The following is a 16,882-nucleotide window of genomic DNA, read 5'->3' as shown; positions in this document are numbered from 1 at the left end:
CCGATAGAATTAAATTTATGGCGCAATGAGCAGTAATACAATTCTTAAAAGATCAACAAGTCTTCGTGTTTTGCGAAACCTATAAAAATCATTTAGGTATAATTTCTTTATGTGGATGCATAAAATATTGTTTTAAAAGCAAAGTTACTGGATTTAAAAACTCATCACGCTTGGACACAAGATATAAGTCCCTTTTTGCCCAATCATCGGTTAACTCTACACTTGCCAGTCCTAATGGTTTACCAAAGATTTCAAAAACCTTATGTGGCAAAATTCCAATTCCCATACCCGCCTGTACCATACGGCAAACAGCATCGAAACTTGTCACCAATATTCTGAGTTTGAGCTGCTTTCCTAACGCTTCAGACTTTTGCTGCAAAATCCGGTTAATCGCACTTTGAGTATGTAAACCAATAAAGTCGTAATCTAATGCATCTTCAAAGGAAATGATTTTCTGTTCACTTAAATATTGCTGGTTTTGTATGACCGCGACCAGCCGATCGCTACGATAATGATAATAATCCAGATCTTCTGATAAATTCTCGGCAATACAGATGCCTAAGTCGGCAATTTTATTACTTACATTTTGAATAATTTCTATACTTGGGCGCTCTTCAAGCTCAATTTTAATTTGAGGGTTTTCAACAATAAAAGGATGTAGACTTTCGGGTAAAAACTGAATGATCGTTGATAAATTTGCCTGTAATCGTACAAAACCTTTAATACCTATTTTGTATTCTTCTAACTCAACCGAAGCTTTATAAACCGAGTCTAAGATGGTTCTGCAATGATAAAGCAGGCTTTCACCAGCAGGTGTAATTTGCATGCCCTTACCATCACGAATAAACAGTTTGGTACCAATCAAATGTTCTAAATCAGTCAAACGCTTACTTGCGGCAGACAGCGCAATCATATTTTTTTCAGCGGCCTTGCTCAGAGATTTTTCATCACAAACAGACTGGAAAATCGTTAAGGTGACCAAATCCAATTTACGAATAATATTTTCTATATGCACTACAGATGACCCATCTTATAACTTGAAACTCATAACGCTATAATAAATATATAGAATTATAAAAATTTTATATTTCTCGCCTATGATTCGGATAAATAAAATATTATAAAAAGCTTAAACTTACCAAGTTAAAATCAAATATAAATATGTTATAAACAAGTAAGGCTCTCCTCATTAATTTTCGCAACAATCCATATAAGTAGGATGAAATTATACTTAGAAAAAAAGAAGTTAAAAAAATTATTATTTTCTTAACTTCTTAATTTTTGTAGATTTAAATTAAATAACTTTATGAACTAAAGAAAGAAACAGCTTCATCTATTAAATCCGCAACTTCAACTGGCTTGGAAGCTAATGAAGCATGGCTCGCATCTAAAGAAATAACATTTTTAGCATTTAATCTAGATGACATAAATTCTTGATTTTCAGGACTAATCATTCGATCCTGAGTAGAAATTTGATACCACGAAGGTTTAGTTTTCCAAGCTGGTGAGGTAATGGTGTCGCCAAAGGTGCTTGCTAACGGAGCTTTTTGTGTTACTCCCATAACTAGACCTTCATCTTCTGTTAAATCTTGACAGAAACTTTCATGAAATTTATCTGCTTTAAGCCAAAGGTAACCATCACTATCTGGTGATAAATTAGGAGCAGCTACAGGTAGATGCTTTTGTGTAATCTCCCCTGGACTCTCATTTGTATCAGGAGCAAACGCTGCAATATAGACGAGGCCAACTACATTTGGAAGATTACCCGCTTCAGTAATAACCGCACCTCCATAAGAGTGCCCAACTAATATTACGTCACCATCAACCTGAGCTATCATTTTCTTTGTCCGTTCGACATCATCAGCTAGTGAGGTTAATGGCAATTCAACTGCTTGTAATGAGGTAAAACCTCTATGGGAAAGTTCAATAATAACTTTACTCCAGTGGGCTGCACCTCCCCAAAAGCCATGTACTAATATAATTGTTGGTTTATTACTCATTGTTTTCTCCTATCTTTTGCTATGACGTTGAATTTCATAAATTAAATTAAAAATATTTATCCATAAAGTTTCGATAACTTGATCAAATATCAAACTATAAAATCTTCTAAAATGATTATTTGTTATAAAACCACTTTCCACAATTACCAAAACAGCATATTTTTTTGCAGAAACATTTTTTTCGATGAGATGTAGTGAGATGGAAAATGAGCAAGATGTAAATAAATTAACTGATATTTTTTTTGATATTTACAAGAATGCAAAAATATCAGGACAAATTTATCAAGTCGAAAATTATAAAAATAAAAATATTGTTTTTCTGGATAGTGATTATTCGTATATTCATATATTTCAAGGAAGTAGTTTTAAAATTAAAAGTGATGAACAAAAAATAAATGAGATCGTAAACGACGGGGATGTTATCGTTATTCCTTCAAGATTTAAGCATTCTATCGAAATTATAGAAGATAAAGCTGCAGAACCAGTTGTTATTACATGTGTTTTTCAATTAAACGGTGTATATGGACAAACAATCGCTGAAGGATTGCCTAAATATATAGTCGTTCCTTCTCACCAAGATGGTAAAGTTGCTGAATGGATCCCAATGACAGTAGCTGCAATAAAATTAGAACTTGATCAACCTTCTTTAGGTAGTCAGGTTATGCTTTCAAGTGTTATCGATTTGCTGTTAGTGTGGTCAATAAGATTCTGGCTAAACAAAGAAACACTTAACCATAAAAGTTGGATTTCAGCTTTGCAGAGTCCTACTATTAGCAAGGCATTATTCTTAATGCATTCTAATCCTACTAAAGAGTGGACCGTAGAAATTCTTGCCAAAGAAACTAATCAATCTAAATCAAAGTTTTCAAAAAATTTTATACAATTGGTAGGTACTACCCCAATTAATTATCTCAAACATTGGCGAATGAAGTTAGCAAAACAATATTTAATGGAAACGAATAAAAGTATTTCACAAATTGCTGATTTAGTTGGTTATTCTTCACCAGCTGCTTTTACCAGATCTTTTATTCAAACATTTGGTTATAGCCCAAGAAAATTTAGAGAAATTTCAGAAACTAAAACTTAATAGAAAGGAAAATTTCTAACTTAAATAATAAAACACTAAAAACTATATCTTCATTTTCTCAATGAAACTCAGAATTATTTTGCTAAAAAATAAAAAATTCTACTAACATAAAAATAATTTTCGCTTAAGCTTATTTTTTTATAGGTAGTAGTAAAACAGGGTCTTCAATATCGTAACCAGTTTCTTCTGGAACCCCCAAATATTTAACGACAACCAACCTCTTATTTTGTTTAGGCACACTATAATTTTGGGAAATTTTTATTGCTTTGCTGTAATGAACCGCAACATGGGTCTTACTTTGTAAAGATGGCGATTTTACAACATATTCTGTTTTATATTGCGTGATCTTTCCTGAAGGATCAAACCAAGACAATACCTGATTCTGATGAGTTTTTAACGTTTGAATTTTTACAGTCTTACTATTACTTACGACTAAGGGGGTTAAATTCCTTTTAATTTTATTAAGTGCCTTATTAAACGCTGTACTATCTTGATCATAATCAATCTTATGTGTTTTTGGATTGATATAGAGAGATTTAACTTCAATCAGTTTATCAGGCGATTTACTATTTAATAGATAATAATATAGTTGTGGTAGGCGTCCTCGGCCATCTTCATAATGTCTTAATACATAAAGTTTCTTCTCTTTTTGCTGATAGCCCAATACTTCAATTTTTTGTTCACCACCCACTGTCGCATAGCTATGTGCGGATAAGGTAAGAATCGTGCTAAAAGTTAAAAATTTTAGAAATTTCATTAGTTCATATCCTTGTGATCTGATAACTATATTGTATAAATACCAATCAGTTTAAAATGACACTTGAGTAAGTGTTACTTGCTGTTTTTATATTCTTTTGTACACAAGCAATTTTTTAAGGGGGCTTTATTTATTATTTCTCTCCCCCCTTCAAAACAACTCGTCTAGCTTTTACATATAAACCCTCATAGAAGAACAGGCTAACACTTGCTAGCATCGACATGAGTAAACATACATGGACTAAAATTTCTAACAAAAGAGTTTAAAAAATAATCCAACATCTTTTCCCGCTCGAGTGCCCCATCTGAGCTTAAAAGCTGAATGATTGTGCCCTCCACCATATATACAAATAGCTTGGCATCGGTAAAAGAAGCATCTGCGTTTAGCACTCTAAGCTGGCTATAAATTTCATTTTTGAGCCATGTTCTATAGCGCATTGCAGTCTGATAGGCGATGGGATAACTATTTTTAATCTCAAAAATAGCTTTAAATAATAAGTAATACGGCCCTTCTAAATCGGTATGTAAATAATAAAGCTTTTTAAGTTTATCGATGGCAAGGGTACTTAAGTCATACTCGACCATTGCGACTACTTGCTCTTGGAGCTTTTCTTTTTGCACCATAAGGCAAATTTCAATAAGCCGCTCTTTTGATTGAAAGTAATTATAAAAAGTCGCTTTCGTAATTTCTGATTCTTTCACTATTCTGTCGACCCCAATAAGGTGAAAACCACGGTGGTGAAACAGATCAATTGCTTTATTTACAACGTATAGGGTACGTGTTGGGAGAACTAAATTTGGCATAGTTTTACCGTTATAAAAATTTTTGTTGTATGTAGAGATAAAAAAGCCTGTGCCCTTTTTGGGAGAAAAAAAGGCACAGCAAAGCCGTAAAGACTGTGCTTGGCACATCTCGAGTTTGTTATTGCTGAGTTTTAAGTAAAAATGACTTTAAGCCTGAAAACCTTGGGTTGTTCAAACTGCTTTAATTTTTAAGCTGTGTCGTTATAGCTTTTGGCATTGAGAGCCAAGAAATAATGGATGTGCAAAGCCAACTCCTTTTTATTGGGAGTTCTGCCGACATGAATAGAAATTATGGTGGCAGAACGAGAAAGGGTTCGCGGACTGGTTTCGACTCCAGCACACCCGAAGGTGTCCCTCTCCCGTCCTACCGCTACGGGAGGAGACTGGGAGTTTACACATAAGACTATTCCTCAGAAGAAATAATCCTGATGTGGTCGAAAAAATCGGTCCGCGACGACCGGCTGGCAATGTGGCCAGCAGGCAAAGAATAGTGCCCAACCCTATTGCAGTCAAGCACACAAAATGCCATTTGTTTTAAATTAAATCATTAGAAAAGTAAGGCTAAATAATGAAGGAGTTATTGTTAAGTGAAGAAATAAAAAACAGCCTTGGGAGGCTGTTTTTTACGATAGCTATTTAATAGAAAGTGTTTTGGAGAATAAAGTTAAATAAATCTACTTACTCCATCAATTTTTCTAATAAAGTGGAATTTAAGTTACAATCCTTATGAATTGTTAATGGAAATCCTGGAATATTTAATATTTTAGAATTCAAACTAACTACAATATTATCTTCATTTTTTTCGATATTAAATAAATTAGCTTTTTCTCCAATATTATTTCTTGCAATTGTATTTAGATCAAACATATTATTTTCATTTTTAACACCATCAATACAAGGCGCCAAAGCAGACAGTAATATTTGTCTAACAGCTTCTATCTCACTAATTTTAATATAAGCAGAAGCCATTTCTAAAAAGCGTATTATATCTGCATAACTTTCATTAATAGAAGATAAGTCACCACTATGTATATTATCAATTTGATTAAAAGCGACCTCTATTTTATCAGTATTAGTCACTTTATATTCTTCTGGATAGTAGGATTCTATGGCCCCTTTTCTTAATACAAATACTCCTATTTTTTCTAATACTCTTAGCAAAGTAATATATCTTGTTTTTAATTTACTCCAATTTTCAAAATTCGGAATTTCTTCGAACTCTGAATCCCTTAAATTAAACAATAAAGTAAAACAAGCTCTCTTCTTAGCCTTATTTTCATCATCTTTATGCCCCAAAATCCAATAGGATTGTTTCATTGCAAAACTTGAAATTGCATCCCATTCGTTATTGATTAATTGAATTAGCTCTTGATCTACTTTTCTCACTAAATCAAATGGATCGACTCCTATTTCTGTAACAATGATATCTAAAACACTTGGGTTCGCATTAAAAATTTTATTTAAAAAATCTGTAGTATCTACGATTGAATCAGCATCTGCTAAAATTAAAGGTTCTTTGCCCATAGCAACTAACAATTTATATACAATAGGTAATTGATCTTTTCCAATCACAGGTAAAAATTGGCACCCACTAGCCTCTAAATACATTTGAAGTTTAGCAGCTAGAGCATTACAAATTACAACATCAGATGGCCCTTCAACTAAAAGTGGTCTTTTACAAAAGAATGTCATCTTATGTTCTTGTCCTAGTCTGGAAACTAGAGATTTAATATTCCTACCTTGTAGTTCACCCATTTCATTTGTTAATTGTTTAAGAGGTTGATCCAAATCATCACAGAAAACCAATGAAAATAAGTCATTAACACTTTGAATGTTAATCATACTTGGTGAATGTGTTGCTATAATAACTATCTTATTACGTTTATTAATAGATACATCTAACATCTCTCCAAGAAGAAATGATTGTAATTGAGGATGTAAAGATACTTCAGGTTCATCTATAAGTAGAAATTTTACCTCATCATCATATAGCGCTGATAAAATTCCAACTAAGTGCATTAAACCAGAAGCCTCTCTACTTGAGGTATATTTTTTAGATCCATCAAGTTTTGAAAAATATACTTTTAATACTCCACCATCTGGAACTATCTCAATATCTCGTTTAAATAGCTTTCTCAATCGTTCTTGGACTTTAATTCTAATATCATGCCGAATTGATAATGTATGAATATCACCATTAATAGACTGCATATGATGGCGTCGAACTCCATCACTAACAGCACCGAAATTATCTGATTCAAAATTATAATGATCACCAGAATAATGTCCTAGTGCATCAGAACGATACTGTTCCGAAACCCCCATTCTTCCCGCTGAAATCAATCTAGTTTTGCCAAGCTGATTAAACTCATGGGAATTAGCAAAAAGACTTCTTAGACTACGTAATAAATGTGTCTTTCCAGCGCCATTGGGACCTAAAATACACGTAAAAGGTGAAACTAAAGTTAAACTTTTTTCTAAAGTTCCATTAGCACTATCAATATTACAGACTAGAGGGATAGGAAAACTTAACATTTAAATCCTTAGATATTAAAAATATTTTATTCTTTCATTTTTACTATTTTAAATAATAAATTGATAGATAGTAAAAGAATTAAAATTAAATTTTCCAAATTATCCTCTTGGAATTATAAAAAATATTTTAAACAGCCCAAGACAATCAACTCAATTCATTTCCATCTACATGTGCATTTCATATAAGCTTTATCGTAAATTCCAGCAAAACGTTAAAGAACAAAATCTATGTGTGAATGTCAAAATGTCGGTGAATTTTTTGTATGCCCTGACAGCTTTTCAAATATTTTCAGCAATAACTACGAAATGAAAAATAGGTTTTCTCACTACATCATTGAAGAAGCTCCATGCGAAGAAACTCGTCCAAAATTTAATTATAGTGAGTTTTATTATGTCTGCTCTGAGTGTGAGCAAGCATGGTATTTCGAGTGTTATCCAGATATACCAACAACACCTATTTTTGGAATTAAACTTTCAAATGTGAACCAAACATTAAGCCAAAATCGAATAAACAGTATTAAGCAATTCTTGGTTGTTTTAACTCATGAAGGCTTTTCAGAAAATAAGTGCATTCATAAAGGTTGTACTGACTACTCACTTAATGGAATTAACGTATGCCTTAATCATTTTGGTTATAAGTTTAGTACCTGATAAGTTTTCCTTTCAACTTAACAGGTACTAGGCGAAATACCCAAGGATAAAATAATCTGAATTTATAGACTTAAATTTTTTGATAATTTTCATCGATAGAAATCAAAAGATCCTGCGCTGGAAACCATCCATTTGCTTCTGCTTTTTGTAACCAATATTGAGCTAATGGAATGTTTTGATCCACAAGATCTCCATTGAAATAAAGCAATCCTAAACTCCACTCAGCAGCAGCAATACCTTGTTCAGCAGCAATGTTATAAAGTTCAACAGCTTTATTAATGTTCTGTTCAACACCAGAGCCGTTTTCATATATATCAGCTAAATTATTTATTGCTGGATAAAAATTTTCTTTTACCGCCTTTTGATAGTATTCAATAGCTAACATAGGATCAGGTTCTCTAAAATGAACACCTAGCATGTAAATCGCTGCCAAATTATTTTCATTTGCCAACATTTGTAATTCTTCTAAAGAAATATCTTTTTCAACTTTATAACAAGGCTTACTTGTCCATGTTAAAGCCCAATTATACTGAGCAATAAAAGACCGATAATATGTAGCTGCTATCCACAACCATGCTCGCCCCTCATTAATGTCTTGTTCATGTCCATTTAATCCTAAACAATAATTAATCCCTATAATCATTTGTTCGTGGACACTAAAATGCTGCGCTTTATCAGCTACTTCTTTTACAGATACAAAAGCCACTCTGAACCCTTAAATTAAAAAAATAATAAAATATAAGTAAATTTAGCTATTAAATATAATTCAATGTTCTATAAAACATAAGCACAATAAAGTTAAAAAGATGATTTAAGTCGAGGGAACTAGATAAAATAAAAGCAGCATACTGATGAGAAGCTGCTTTTATTTGGACATATGAGGTTATGTCACATAAAGTGGCTAAATATAAAAATTAATTACCTATGACAGATGGTCTATTTCGATCACTGAGTTGACCAACCCCTGCTTCCATGAGCTTACTAGCTAATTCATTTCGTCCATTTTTCATAGACCATTTCATTTCTTCATCCATAATAACTATTGCGACTAGAAACTCCATTTTCCCATTTGGAAGTTGTGTACCAAGAGGTAGAGGTTTTTGGGCTTTGGTGATTAAGACATTAATTTTGTCATTCTCATTTTCTCCAACTGATATGGCTTCTACAGTCAATCCATTATACTTTTCAACTCTTTTGAGAAAGCCTGCATCATTTAACAATTCAGCTTGTACTGCCCATTGTAAAAACCACAGTGGCCATTCAGCATTTTTATCTTTAGTCATTAATATTAATTCATATCCATAACCTGCTGCACCAGAGAGAGCCACGGTTTGTGTTTTTGATTTTACATTTGCTGAACTTGAAACAACTCGCCCTAAATTATCTTTCTCAACTTTTACATCTGAAACAGTTGCTTGAGCTGGCATATCAGAGTTTGTAAGTCCAAACGTAGAATAAACAGTAATATCTTTGCCAATTTTATCAGCTGGAATTACATATAAACCACCACCAGGCCAAACACCAGCCATGTGAGCTATTTTTAGAATATCATCCGGTAATTTACCTATATTTTCTTCATAATATTGAGTTCTAGTGTTATACACATTTTGCCAGATAGCTTCTTGATCTTGTTGAGCGCAACTTACTGTAGAAAGTGATGTTAAGCCGACAAGTCCTATTAACTTCTTTAATTTATTAAGCATTTAAAAATTTCTTTTAGCATTTTCTAGTTTTATTATTTTATTAGTCAATGTTAGATAAAGCAAAAAGAATCTATTTAATATAATGAAAATTATAAAGGAGTAAATAAAAACAGCCTAGAAAGACTGTTTTTGAAGATGACTGGCATAGGTATTCCTAGAATTTAGTGGCTATTTAAGATAATCAGACAGACATCAATAAAATAACGTAAGATGCAACACTAAACTAAAAGAATTAAAAATTCTTAATAAGAATATATAGTCTAGGGTAAATAACCTTGTAAAGATTGTAATAATGGCATTACACCAGAGGAAAGTGTAATAACAGTACTAAGATCTGTTAAATATTTTTTCCAATTTTCACTTTGGCTAGAATCACACATAAATTTTTCATAATTTTTATCAACAATTACATGACCAATTGATTTTTCTAAGATATCTATTAATTTTTCATGCCCATAAATTTGGTAGTTATCCAGAACATTTAAAACTTTTTTAAGCTGATCGATTAGATAAACTTTTACTTTTGCATCTACACTATCCAATTTGATAACTTCATCCAATAACTGACGAGTATTTTCTTTCAAGTTTGTGATTTCATCATCGGTTAAAGCTTTATTAATACTTGAAATATGATCCCACGCTCTAACATGAGATGCTAAAGAAATCTCTACGATTGGGTAAAGATCATTTAATTTAGCATTAAATTGACCTACTTGCTCAAATGGATGGGTCAATACGTTAACCAATTTAGTGACCCATGTCCTATCATTAAGTAATGGATTATCTGCTTCTAAATGACTAGCTACATCATAGGCCATTTGAGACAGATAGACTAAATGTTTTTTGATATCAGAATCCCTAGGAAGATCTAAAACCGCCCTAAAACATTCATATGGCCTAACATCTGGTTGATTATGATATTTTTTAAGATTTCTTACTAAATTAAAGAGGATTAATGGTTTATTCATAAGTATGCAATTAGTGTAATTAATTTATCGATTATAATTTATTTTACCTAATTATGAGAATCAAAGGCATGAGTTTAAACTATATAGGATGGTACTTCTTAATACAGTGCCCTTATGCATTAGCTCACAAAATTTATGATAAAGATGGAAACTTCGAACGTTGGTTTTGTACTGGCTAGTTATCTTTAAATCTCTAACCATCAAATAACCACCTATCACGGAGCAAGTCTGTAACATGTAGATGTAAATAAAGCGACTCTATTATTTAAACCGTCTGTTATCACAACTTCATAATGCGCGAATTTTTTACTACTGCCGACCTTGGTTGCCGTTGCAAATAACACCTTATCTTTCGCACCACTCATATAGCGAATATCCGCCTGTAGGCCAGTATATGGCGCATCTCCTGCATTACAAGCCATCGCAAAAGCAATATCGGCTAAAGAAAATATGACACCACCATGCACGCCGCCCAATGCATTCATGTGTTCGTCTTTTACATTAAGCTTGCAACGCGCTTCATCAAAACTGCGATGCAGCACTTGCACACCCAATAACTCGGCGAATTGATCAACCGCAGTATTTTCCATTTTTTGCACAAACGTCTCCCTACTCGTGCGAGTATTCCTTAAGTGTTATGAACTCATGTGTATTGAAATCGACTGATTAAAAGCCGTTAAACACTATCTTGTTTAATCTGATAGTTTGAAGAACTAAAGTCCTTATAGGTCAGACGGTCATCTGACTCTGAGCTTAAAGGCTGAACTTCTTGCATTGAGTTTAAGCAGCGCTGTGCAAGCTCCATGTATTCTTGCGTGCCTCTGGTTTTCCACTTTTTTTCTTGTTCTGATAAATCACGTGCAACCTTGGCAGGACTACCCATTGCCAATACATTTGCCGGAATAATATCTTTGGTTTTGACTAGACTATTTGCACCAATAATAGTGTTTTCACCAATTTCGGCATAGTCCAAAATTACGCTGTTCATGCCGACCAAAACATTTTTACCAATGCGGCAGCCATGCAAAATTGCCCCATGCCCGATGTGCCCCATTTCCTCAACTAAAGTCACGCTTTGCGGAAAGCCATGTACGGTGCAGCTATCTTGTATATTGGCATTTTGGTTAATATGGATACGACCAAAATCGGCACGCAATGAGGCAAATGGCCCTACATATACGCCCGCTTCAATAATCACATCACCAATTAAAACAGCGGTTGGATGTACAAAAGCGTCTGGGCTAACCACCGGAATAACACCGTCAATACTATAACAAGGCATGATTTAACCTCTCATTTGTTGCCACCAAACCTCCGAAACGGCGCCAATAATGTGCTGTGGCATTTGGCATTGGTCCTTCTGCTGTTGCGGCAACAGACAAGAAGTATTCATCGGCAGGTTCAAATACTTTTTTATAAATATTCATTGATAAAGTTCGTGCACTAATCGCAGGCCAGTCAGTTGGCAACAACTCAAGCGGTAATGCAGGGTCTTTCAACAAAATTCTTCGATAATAGTGAATCAGCAAAGTTCGAATTTGAAAGGCCTGAACTGGTTCGAGTTGTTCGTTTTCCTGCATCAGCAACACGCCAATTTCTCTAAAAATATCGAGAAACTGTAGATATCTTTGGCGTAATTCATCGATTGGCCAGTTGGTTCTGAGCATACGACCAATGGTATCGACCGAATTATTAAAGAGCTGCAATGTTTCGGCTTTAAACACCACCACTTGCTCACTCATATTTAAGTCAACCAACAAGCGTTGCAGTTCAATACGGTTACAACCCGGATAAGCCATTAAGTTTGTCGAAATATTGGCAAATCCTAACCATTCGAGTTCTTTCTTTAGCAACGCTTTATTTTCAGTATCGAGGCTAGACATCAGAATAAGATCCCAATAATGGTCCCACTCTTTCATCTGATCGTTATAAATACGTTGCTCGGCTTGCAAATAGGTCGAACGGCTTGAATCGGTAATTCGATAAAAACTGGTTCTGCCAATTTTGTCTGAACATAACCAATCATTTTTAACTAAACGAAAAACAGAGGTTCTTACAGCGCGGTCATTAAAACCAAATAGCTCTAATAACTGAATCAAGCTTGCGAGACTAATGTTTCCACCCCGATGAAGTACTGAATCTCCAAAAATTGTCGAAATAAGCGAAGTTCCACTTAAGGTTTCATTCTTTACAACAGAATCAATTATTTGCTGTATTTTTGCACTCATACTCATGTCTTGGCGTTTAGTTTCAGGGTATAGATTCTATACCCTGAATGATCTTGATGTTAAGCAATCTGACGCATATCGATTACCCGCTTTGCCTTACCTTCCGAACGAGGTAAGGTCGCTTCTGTCACAACTTCTACAGTAACGCTAATCCCAATCATGGTTTTAATGCGTTTCATCAACTCCTGAGCAAGTTGATTGGCCTGTATAGTACAGTTATGACACATCTCTGTACGAATATGCAAAGTATCCATATGGCCTTTTTTAGTCACCAAAATTTCATAATTTGGAACTAAATGCGGAACTTGCAAAATTTGCTCTTCAATTTGGGTCGGGAAAACGTTCACGCCGCGAATAATCAGCATGTCGTCACTACGACCCACAATTTTATCCATCTTACGCATCGCCAGATTTTCACCCGGTAGTAAGCGGGTCAAATCACGAGTACGGTAACGAATAATCGGTAAGCCTTCTTTGGTAATGGTTGTAAAGACTAGCTCGCCAAGTTCGCCATCTTTACAGACTTCACCTGTTTCAGGGTTAATAATTTCTGGGTAGAAATGATCTTCCCAAATGGTTAGTCCTTCGCCCTCACCTAAACACTGCATCGCAACGCCCGGCCCCATCACCTCAGACAAGCCATAAATATCGAGTGCTTTAATATTAAGGCGTTCTTCAATTTCACGGCGCAGTTCGTTGGTCCACGGCTCGGCACCAAAAATCCCGACTTTTAAAGAGGTATTACGTGCAGTACCAAATTGCTGTTCAAGCTTTTCAATAATACTCACGCAATACGATGGCGTAACCATAATTGCAGTCGGTTTAAAGTCTTGAATAAGCTGAACTTGCTTTTCAGTTTGCCCGCCAGACATTGGAATAACCGTTGCACCTAAGCGCTCGGCACCATAATGTGCACCTAGACCACCTGTAAATAGTCCATAGCCATAAGCCACCTGAACCATATCTTTCGCGGTTAATCCTGCCATGCGTAAGCAACGCGCAACAATGTCCGACCAAGTATTAATATCTTTTTGGGTATAACCCACCACAGTCGGTTTACCCGTTGTACCCGATGATGCATGTAAACGCACAATTTGCTCTTGCGGCACGGCAAACATCCCAAACGGATAGTTGTCTCTTAAATCCTGTTTGGTGGTAAATGGAAACTTCGCCAGATCGTCTAAAGTTACGAAGTCATCAGGATGTACACCTGCTTCATCGAACTTTTTCTTATAGACCGGACTATTTTCATATACAAAAGTCAGGGTTTGTTTTAACCGTTTAGTTTGCAGCTCTCGAAGCTCTGCAAGTGTTAATTGTTCAACATTATCCGTTGTAAGGCTGTCCATCGCCTCTCTCCTCATTATGTAATTTTAAAAACCGTCTGAATTAATTTAAGTTTTCCAAAATCAGTGCAACGCCTTGTCCAACACCTACACACATCGTGCAAAGTGCATAGCGTCCACCTCGTTTTTTTAGCTCACGTGTTGCCGTAATCACCAAGCGTGTACCACTCATACCGAGCGGATGTCCGAGTGCAATCGCACCGCCATTTGGGTTCACGCGTTCATCGTCATCTTTTAGACCAAGTTCACGCATACAAGCCAAAGATTGGGCTGCGAATGCTTCATTCAGCTCAATCACATCCATCTGATCTAGCGTTAAACCTGTTTGCTTTAAAATTTTCTGCACAGCCGGAACAGGACCTATACCCATATATTTGGGTTCAACTCCTGCACTTGCAATGCCTATCACGCGTGCTAAAGGTTTTAAACCATGTGTATCTGCAAATTCACGGTTGGTAATTAACACACACGCAGCACCGTCATTTACACCAGAGGCATTTCCGGCAGTCACTGATCCACCTTCTTTTTTAAATGGTGCTTTTAGTTTAGCGAGTGCTTCAAGTGTTGTTTCGCGCGGATGTTCATCACGGTTCACCACAACTACGTTTTTCTTACGGTCTACAATCTCGACAGGCAATATCTCATCGTTAAAGAAACCGTTTTGTTGTGCCGCAGCGGTTTTTTGTTGACTACGCAATGCAAACGCATCTTGGTCTTCACGACTAATCTGATATTTTTCAGCTACATTTTCAGCAGTTTCAGGCATGCTGTCGGTGCCGTATTGCGCTTTAAGTTGCTTATTTACAAAACGCCAGCCAATGGTGGTGTCATAAATTTCAGGTGTACGGCTAAAGGCTTCGGTCGGTTTAGCCTGTACAAATGGCGCACGGCTCATTGACTCAACACCACCTGCCAACACAAATTGTGCTTCACCAGCTTTAATTGAGCGTGCTGCAAGACCTACCGCATCTAAACCCGAAGCACACAAACGATTGACGGTCATGGCTGGCACTGTATCAGGTAAGCCTGCCAAGAGTGTTGCCATACGTGCAACGTTACGGTTGTCTTCACCTGCTTGGTTGGCACATCCTAAAAACACTTCGTCTACCGTATTCCACGGTAGGTTCGGGTGTTTATCTTTTAAATATTTGATGGGCAATGCAGCTAAATCATCTGCACGTACAGCACTTAGGGCACCTGCATATCGTCCAATTGGGGTACGAATAAAATCGCAAATTAAAACGTCTTCCATGTTGACTCCTGATTATGCAAATTCGGTCATATCACGTGAATATTGAGTAGCAATGTTTTGAGTTTTTGCTACATATTGCTTGAGATAGATACTCGCGCGATATTTTTCCTCTCCATACAGTGCATATAAGTTATTTAAGGTTTGGAGCACATAAGCGCCACCCATTTGTGTCAACCACTGGTAAGGGCCTTTAGGATAATTCACTCCATATTTCATGGCATTATCAATATCTTCCAGACTCGCAACTCCATGTAAACTTGCTTCGCAGGCTTCATTAATGAGTAAAGCGATGGTACGTAAGGTTAACAGTGCCGGATGGTCTTTAATCCACATCACGCTCATACCAAACTGTGCAAAGTAAGCCTCAACTTTAGCCAGATCATTTGTTTCACAAAGCTCGTTATGACTGAGTACTAAAGCCTCTGCGTGCTCAAAATCATGGTGCCAATCCATTAAAACCACTTTACGGCTTAGGTAATGAATATTGGCTGACTCACCTTGGCTTAAACGCAAGTCGATATCATCAATTTGAAGGATATTGTCATCACTTGCAGATCCGCTTTTTAAACCTAAACGGGTTAAAAACGCAGGTAGCTGAGACCAAGTCCCTTTTAGCTGAATATGGGCATCAACTGGTTTGGCAACCACAGCTTGAGGCTGAAATGCCTCATACTGATTTTTTTCGTTATAACTATAGAAACCCTGTTTTGACTTACGGCCCCAAGCTCCTGCATCGACCAATTCTTTTTGAATGAGGCTTGGGCGGTAGCGTGGCTCATAAAAAAACTCTTGATAAACGCTTTGCGTCACCGAAAAGTTAACATCTTGCCCAATGAGGTCGGTGAGTTCACACGGCCCCATCGCAAAACCGCCACATTGCTTTAAGGCATAATCTAGCTGGTCATAGCTGGTGACTTGTTCTTGCAGTGCTCTAAAGCCTTCTGCATAAAACGGACGTGCAATTCGGTTAACAATAAAACCCGGAGTCGACTTGGTGAGTACCGGAATTTTTTTCCAGTCCAACATTAAGTTTTTTAAAGCCAAACATAAGCTATTTGGTGTTTTTAAGCCTTGTACAATTTCAACCAGTTTCATGACTGGCGCAGGGTTAAAAAAGTGTAAACCCACTACGCGCTCAGGGTGAGCAATGCCCGCCGAAATTGCAGTCACTGAAATTGAAGATGTGTTACTTGCAAAAATAGTTTGCGCACTACAAATTTCAGCGAGCTGTTTAAATAAAGATTGTTTAACTTCTTTTTTCTCAACGACCGCTTCAATAACCAAGTCAGCATCACGCAGTGCTTCAACTTGATTCACCACAGTTAAACGCGCTAAAGCTTCATCAGCTTGCTGTTGTGTGAGCTTGCTCTTTTCAACCAGCTTTTTAAATGTCTGCCCTAAGCCTTGAGTGGCTTGTTGCGCTTTTTGAGCGTCTAGATCATATAAAACAGTCGAGTGCCCATTAACAATGGCTAACTGAGCAATGCCGATGCCCATAGTGCCAGAACCAATAACGGCAATTCGGGCACGAGATAAGTCTAAATCTGTCATA

The 16,882-nt window shown here is 36.0% G+C and carries 16 protein-coding genes; 2 read left to right on the top strand and 14 right to left on the bottom strand.

Annotated elements, in window-relative coordinates; translation table 11 throughout:
• Positions 1-88 precede the first annotated feature (88 nt).
• Both GO593_RS14180 and GO593_RS14175 read right to left on the bottom strand, forming a co-directional pair.
• Positions 89-1,015, bottom strand: a complete 927-nt coding sequence (locus tag GO593_RS14180) for a LysR family transcriptional regulator (protein WP_000546789.1) — start codon at positions 1,013-1,015, stop codon at positions 89-91.
• Between the two features lie 289 nt (positions 1,016-1,304).
• Complete coding sequence (locus GO593_RS14175) at positions 1,305-2,000, bottom strand: alpha/beta hydrolase (RefSeq protein ID WP_000066757.1); 696 nt, start codon at positions 1,998-2,000, stop codon at positions 1,305-1,307.
• 199 nt (positions 2,001-2,199) lie between these two features.
• On the opposite strand from GO593_RS14175, the gene GO593_RS14170 reads away from it, so the two are divergent.
• The gene (locus GO593_RS14170) at positions 2,200-3,087 is read left to right on the top strand and encodes an AraC family transcriptional regulator (RefSeq protein WP_000426820.1); all 888 of its coding nucleotides are present in this window, start codon (positions 2,200-2,202) and stop codon (positions 3,085-3,087) included.
• 130 nt (positions 3,088-3,217) lie between these two features.
• On the opposite strand, the gene GO593_RS14165 is transcribed toward GO593_RS14170, so the two are convergent.
• From GO593_RS14165 to GO593_RS14155, 3 genes are all read right to left on the bottom strand, one after another.
• Entirely contained in the window at positions 3,218-3,844 is a 627-nt protein-coding gene (locus GO593_RS14165) for a hypothetical protein (protein ID WP_000670322.1), read from the bottom strand.
• A 200-nt stretch (positions 3,845-4,044) separates the two neighbouring features.
• Positions 4,045-4,647, bottom strand: coding sequence for a TetR/AcrR family transcriptional regulator (locus tag GO593_RS14160; RefSeq protein ID WP_001133277.1), 603 nt, complete (start codon positions 4,645-4,647; stop codon positions 4,045-4,047).
• A gap of 678 nt (positions 4,648-5,325) precedes the next feature.
• On the bottom strand, positions 5,326-7,182 hold the full coding sequence (locus GO593_RS14155) for an ATP-dependent nuclease (protein WP_000948262.1): 1,857 nt from the start codon (positions 7,180-7,182) through the stop codon (positions 5,326-5,328).
• A 228-nt stretch (positions 7,183-7,410) separates the two neighbouring features.
• Here GO593_RS14155 and GO593_RS14150 point away from each other — a divergent pair, with 228 nt between their 5' ends.
• Positions 7,411-7,833 (top strand): hypothetical protein, encoded by a 423-nt coding sequence (locus GO593_RS14150; RefSeq protein ID WP_000333042.1) that lies wholly within the window; start codon positions 7,411-7,413, stop codon positions 7,831-7,833.
• A 70-nt stretch (positions 7,834-7,903) separates the two neighbouring features.
• Here the strand turns inward: GO593_RS14150 and GO593_RS14145 are convergent, their stop codons facing one another.
• The 9 genes from GO593_RS14145 to GO593_RS14105 all read right to left on the bottom strand — a co-directional run bounded on the left by GO593_RS14145 (position 7,904) and on the right by GO593_RS14105 (position 16,881).
• Positions 7,904-8,539 carry a tetratricopeptide repeat protein gene (locus GO593_RS14145; protein WP_000896282.1) on the bottom strand — a complete coding sequence of 212 codons (636 nt, stop codon included), beginning with the start codon at positions 8,537-8,539 and terminating at the stop codon, positions 7,904-7,906.
• 208 nt (positions 8,540-8,747) lie between these two features.
• Complete coding sequence (locus GO593_RS14140) at positions 8,748-9,536, bottom strand: suppressor of fused domain protein (RefSeq protein WP_000932817.1); 789 nt, start codon at positions 9,534-9,536, stop codon at positions 8,748-8,750.
• Between the two features lie 260 nt (positions 9,537-9,796).
• Positions 9,797-10,504 (bottom strand): hypothetical protein, encoded by a 708-nt coding sequence (locus tag GO593_RS14135; protein ID WP_001984035.1) that lies wholly within the window; start codon positions 10,502-10,504, stop codon positions 9,797-9,799.
• Between the two features lie 215 nt (positions 10,505-10,719).
• Positions 10,720-11,103, bottom strand: a complete 384-nt coding sequence (locus GO593_RS14130) for a PaaI family thioesterase (RefSeq protein ID WP_001984036.1) — start codon at positions 11,101-11,103, stop codon at positions 10,720-10,722.
• 77 nt (positions 11,104-11,180) lie between these two features.
• Positions 11,181-11,786, bottom strand: a complete 606-nt coding sequence (locus tag GO593_RS14125; RefSeq protein WP_001112258.1) for a DapH/DapD/GlmU-related protein — start codon at positions 11,784-11,786, stop codon at positions 11,181-11,183.
• Positions 11,773-12,738 (bottom strand): phenylacetic acid degradation operon negative regulatory protein PaaX, encoded by a 966-nt coding sequence (paaX, locus tag GO593_RS14120; protein ID WP_000062822.1) that lies wholly within the window; start codon positions 12,736-12,738, stop codon positions 11,773-11,775. The genes GO593_RS14125 and paaX overlap by 14 nt, the downstream gene beginning before the upstream one ends.
• A gap of 53 nt (positions 12,739-12,791) precedes the next feature.
• Positions 12,792-14,081, bottom strand: a complete 1,290-nt coding sequence (gene paaK / locus GO593_RS14115; protein WP_000377865.1) for a phenylacetate--CoA ligase PaaK — start codon at positions 14,079-14,081, stop codon at positions 12,792-12,794.
• A 40-nt stretch (positions 14,082-14,121) separates the two neighbouring features.
• Entirely contained in the window at positions 14,122-15,330 is a 1,209-nt protein-coding gene (pcaF, locus tag GO593_RS14110; protein ID WP_000390396.1) for a 3-oxoadipyl-CoA thiolase, read from the bottom strand.
• Positions 15,331-15,342: 12 nt separating this feature from the next.
• Entirely contained in the window at positions 15,343-16,881 is a 1,539-nt protein-coding gene (locus GO593_RS14105) for a 3-hydroxyacyl-CoA dehydrogenase (protein ID WP_000130573.1), read from the bottom strand.
• Between the last annotated feature and the right edge of the window lies 1 nt (position 16,882).

It is taken from the genome of Acinetobacter baumannii (assembly GCF_009759685.1).
GTDB lineage: Bacteria > Pseudomonadota > Gammaproteobacteria > Pseudomonadales > Moraxellaceae > Acinetobacter > Acinetobacter baumannii.
The sequence above is the reverse complement of the archived record's forward strand: the minus strand, read 5'-3'. Positions and strand labels throughout refer to the sequence as shown.

What these genes read in the sequence shown, in the direction of transcription:
- pcaF (WP_000390396.1), bottom strand. Translation starts at nt 15,330, where the DNA reads ATGGAAGACGTTTTAATTTGCGATTTTATTCGTACCCCAATTGGACGA.
- GO593_RS14140 (WP_000932817.1), bottom strand. Translation starts at nt 9,536, where the DNA reads ATGCTTAATAAATTAAAGAAGTTAATAGGACTTGTCGGCTTAACATCA.
- GO593_RS14155 (WP_000948262.1), bottom strand. Translation starts at nt 7,182, where the DNA reads ATGTTAAGTTTTCCTATCCCTCTAGTCTGTAATATTGATAGTGCTAAT.
- GO593_RS14125 (WP_001112258.1), bottom strand. Translation starts at nt 11,786, where the DNA reads ATGCCTTGTTATAGTATTGACGGTGTTATTCCGGTGGTTAGCCCAGAC.
- GO593_RS14135 (WP_001984035.1), bottom strand. Translation starts at nt 10,504, where the DNA reads ATGAATAAACCATTAATCCTCTTTAATTTAGTAAGAAATCTTAAAAAA.
- GO593_RS14165 (WP_000670322.1), bottom strand. Translation starts at nt 3,844, where the DNA reads ATGAAATTTCTAAAATTTTTAACTTTTAGCACGATTCTTACCTTATCC.
- paaK (WP_000377865.1), bottom strand. Translation starts at nt 14,081, where the DNA reads ATGGACAGCCTTACAACGGATAATGTTGAACAATTAACACTTGCAGAG.
- GO593_RS14105 (WP_000130573.1), bottom strand. Translation starts at nt 16,881, where the DNA reads ATGACAGATTTAGACTTATCTCGTGCCCGAATTGCCGTTATTGGTTCT.
- paaX (WP_000062822.1), bottom strand. Translation starts at nt 12,738, where the DNA reads ATGAGTATGAGTGCAAAAATACAGCAAATAATTGATTCTGTTGTAAAG.
- GO593_RS14170 (WP_000426820.1), top strand. Translation starts at nt 2,200, where the DNA reads ATGGAAAATGAGCAAGATGTAAATAAATTAACTGATATTTTTTTTGAT.
- GO593_RS14150 (WP_000333042.1), top strand. Translation starts at nt 7,411, where the DNA reads ATGTGTGAATGTCAAAATGTCGGTGAATTTTTTGTATGCCCTGACAGC.
- GO593_RS14160 (WP_001133277.1), bottom strand. Translation starts at nt 4,647, where the DNA reads ATGCCAAATTTAGTTCTCCCAACACGTACCCTATACGTTGTAAATAAA.
- GO593_RS14175 (WP_000066757.1), bottom strand. Translation starts at nt 2,000, where the DNA reads ATGAGTAATAAACCAACAATTATATTAGTACATGGCTTTTGGGGAGGT.